We start from the raw sequence: 3,382 nt of genomic DNA on the forward strand, positions 1-3,382 counted from the left end.
CGCCTTTTTCGCCCGGCAGCCGCTGCAAGCGGTGCCATGGGAGGTGGCACATTGGCCCTGTCAGGCATCGGGATGGCTCTGGCGCATCCCATCACCGTGGGATCGCGCCGTGGCCGGGCAGGCAGGCCGCATTGATCGCTCTACGCCGCCGGTAGCGCAGCCCTCAACGCCTCGACATAGGCAGTCCGGGCGGTCTGCATGGCGGCGAGTTGCGCCTGTAGCCGGGTGATCTCACCATCCACGAAGCGGATGCCCATGATCTGTGCCTTCGCCGTGTCAGGCAGGCTCTCGATCTCGAACGCGCGGCCATCAAGGGTCAAGGTGGACATCGGCTCTCCAGGAGTTGGCCCGGACCGTGGTCCGGGTGGGGCTGTCATCGAACCGCAACTATTTCCCGTATGCCGGGATGATGCTGAAGGGCTTCGCGCCTGGCAGACGCGTATCTCCGCTTCGGCATGGAGGCGCGCGTGATCCGCGACGCGGGCACGGAGCCATGGCTCGCTCGACGCCAGCCCCTGCGCCCGCGCCGACCGGCAGGCGGCAATGGCAGCTTCGGCGCCCGCCTCCCTGTTGGACGACAGAAGCTCGGCCGGGCACTGCGACCTGAGCGCTTCCACCAACCCGGTAGGAGGACGTGGTCCCCGAGTCAGCCAATCCTCCGACCGACAGAAGCCATCCTGGCAGAACAGCCCAACCATGTAGTCCGTCGCCGATTGCAGGCAGACCTCCATACCGGAGGTGACGCCGATCATGGGCAGCAACGGCGCCAGGGCGGGCAGCGCATGATTGGCGTAGATCCGCATGTCCCAGTAGCCTTCGGCAATGCCGGCGAAGTGCCAGACATCCCGCACGGTTTCCAGCCCCGCTTCCGCCATGGGCAGGATTTCGACCTTGGGCTTGCTGGCGATCACGGTGTCATTGGCGACATCGACATAGAGAGCGCCGAACTGCAGCGCGGTCTGGAAGTAGCGGCCGCGCAGGATGCCCCACACGCATCGTCCCTCGCCGCCGGCCGCGAGGAAGGCATGCACGGCGCGAAGGCCCGAACAATCGGAGTGCGGAAGCCGCTGCTTCAGGCGCGCCAGGACGTCCTGCGTGATCTCCCGACAATAGCCATAGGGGTAGGCCTTGCCGTATCGCGCCGGGGCGCCCTGGCCCAGCACGCGGTCGGTCTCCGCCCGGAGACCGAGAAACATCGCCTCGAGCGCTGCCTGAGCGACACCCAGGAACCGCATGGAGATGGCCAGATCGCGCCTGGTGACCGGTGCCGGCTGTTGCGTCAGAAGGGGCAGGACCACGGCGCAGCGCTACGGTGAATTTTCGCCCGGTAAGTTAATGCGCGTGGCGCCTGGGCAACGGCCTCGGCGTCCCGATCGTTCCTCATGCCGCAACCGGCACCGCGAAGAGCCGGTCCAGAAGGACCGGCTGTGGCACATCGCCTCCGACCCGGTGGCTTTCAGCTCAGGCGATGCCCAACTGCTCCAGCACCGGAAGCTGCTTGGTGACGAACTGGTCGTAGCGCAGCCGCAGCTCCGCCCGGTTCTCCTCGGCCGTCTGCAGGGTCTTGCCGTCCTTCAGGATGCGCTGGCCCTGGCTCTCCAGGACGGCCCAGGCGAACTGCGTCGGATCGGCCTGCTTCTGCTGGCGGCCAAGCAGGAAGAGTTGCGCAAAGCGGTCCACCGACACGCCGCCGCCCGTCACCGGCGAGGCGAGGAACTGCAGGTCGGCCGAGGACTGCGCCCGCTTCATCACTGCCGTATTGAAGGCCTTCGTCCGTTCCCGGCGCTTTCCATCGCCCTTGGCATCCTGGCAGGGCTGGAGATGACCGGCCCCGACCAGGACCAAGAGCGCCTGCTGCAGCCGGGCCCAGCCGAGCGCCGAGACTCTCGAGTTCTCGAAAAGCTGCCGGACGGTCCGCGGCTCCTTGGCGAGGGCGTCCAGCACGGGCTCATAGACATCGGCCTGAAGGTTCGCATCGCCCAGGGTCGCATTGACTTTCAGCGGCACGTCGGCCCGGGCCATGGACAGGCCGAACCGCAAGTCGGCCCATTGCTCCTGCACCTCATGCTGCGGCAAGGGCGCTGCCCCGCGCACGAACACGTCGCGCCGGAACTGCTGGTTCACGATCAGGTCGCGCAGCCCTTCCCGCCGGATCGGGTCCTTGATTTCGGCCAGCAAGGTGCTCTGTTCGGCGGTGAGGTTGACCACATCGATATGGTCCAGCAGGTGAGCCGAGGCGACATGGTTCAGCTTCGCCGTTGCCATGTCCGCAGCCACGTCGGCGAAGTGGAATATGGTCCAATCGCTGTTCATGTACTCATGCGCAACATAATTGCGCTGCAGGCTTTGAACGCGGTTCATGCGCTCCGCGAGACCCGGCGACGTGGCAAGGTAGCGCGCACCGACGTCCGCCAGGCGACCGAACATCTTGAGGCCTGCGTCCAGGCGATCGAAGATCGGGGCGGATGGATGTGCGGCAGCCGTATCGATCAGCATGCGCCGGATCGGCAGCACAGAGGTCCAGCCAGGATAGGTATTGTAGGACAGGTAGAGCAGCCCGCCAGGCTTTAGCCTGTCCCGCGCAATCCTTTGGATGTAGGCACGGTTCTCCGCTGACACCCAGGTATAGATGCCATGCAGGGTGACCAGGTCGAACTGGCCGATCCCGTCATCGGCCGCCAGTTCCTCGAAGCTGGCTTCACGGAAATGCACGTTCGGTGTGCCGGCCGCCGCGGCGAGTCGCTGGGCGCCTGCAATATGTGCTGGATTGAAGTCGATGGCCATGTAGTCGACATGCGGGTTGGCGGCGGCGACCAGGTTGGCCGAGAAGCCCTGCCCGCAGCCGAGTTCGAGGACCCGGATCGGCTCGCTTCCGAGGCCGGGCGCCGCCACGCCTCGCGCCAGTGCAGCAAGGGCGAGATACTGCGGGACGAGTTCCCGGTAGAAACCGTGCGTGTATCCGACCTCGGTGACGTAGCCCGCGCTCCAATCGGTCATTCGAACCTTGCCCCATAATCCAGGATTCTGCGGCCGCGTGCAGCGCCGGGCCAGGTCCAATCCTACATGAGACCTATGCTCGAGAAAGAAAAAGGAGCCAAGGCGCAGTTGTGGCGATGAATGGTCGAGAGAACCACCGCGTGGCTCAATGTTGTCGCCGCCCCAAAAACTGGAAGTGCCTGGATCGGAAAAGCCTCGCCCTCGTTCGATCCGCCTCATGGCAACAGGGGCGGCGCGCCGGGGAGTAGGCGGTGGAAGTCCGGCACGATGAAGGAGTAGCGACCCGCATCGACCTCGAAGCGGCGGAACATTACGTCTTGCCTGGGATCATAGCGGCTTTGCCGACGCCTGGGGCAGAATCGCTGGCAGGCTGACCGGAGGCCTC

At 65.7% G+C, this 3,382-nt stretch carries 2 protein-coding genes; both read right to left on the minus strand.

Annotated elements, in window-relative coordinates:
* Window positions 1-140 precede the first annotated feature (140 nt).
* Window positions 141-1,298: a DUF6447 family protein gene (locus Q7A36_RS38965; protein WP_305109172.1), complete on the minus strand. Its 1,158-nt coding sequence runs from the start codon at window positions 1,296-1,298 to the stop codon at window positions 141-143.
* 163 nt (window positions 1,299-1,461) lie between these two features.
* Window positions 1,462-3,057: a class I SAM-dependent methyltransferase gene (locus Q7A36_RS38970; protein WP_305109173.1), complete on the minus strand. Its 1,596-nt coding sequence runs from the start codon at window positions 3,055-3,057 to the stop codon at window positions 1,462-1,464.
* Between the last annotated feature and the right edge of the window lie 325 nt (window positions 3,058-3,382).

The organism is Paracraurococcus lichenis, assembly GCF_030657435.1.
GTDB lineage: Bacteria > Pseudomonadota > Alphaproteobacteria > Acetobacterales > Acetobacteraceae > Paracraurococcus > Paracraurococcus lichenis.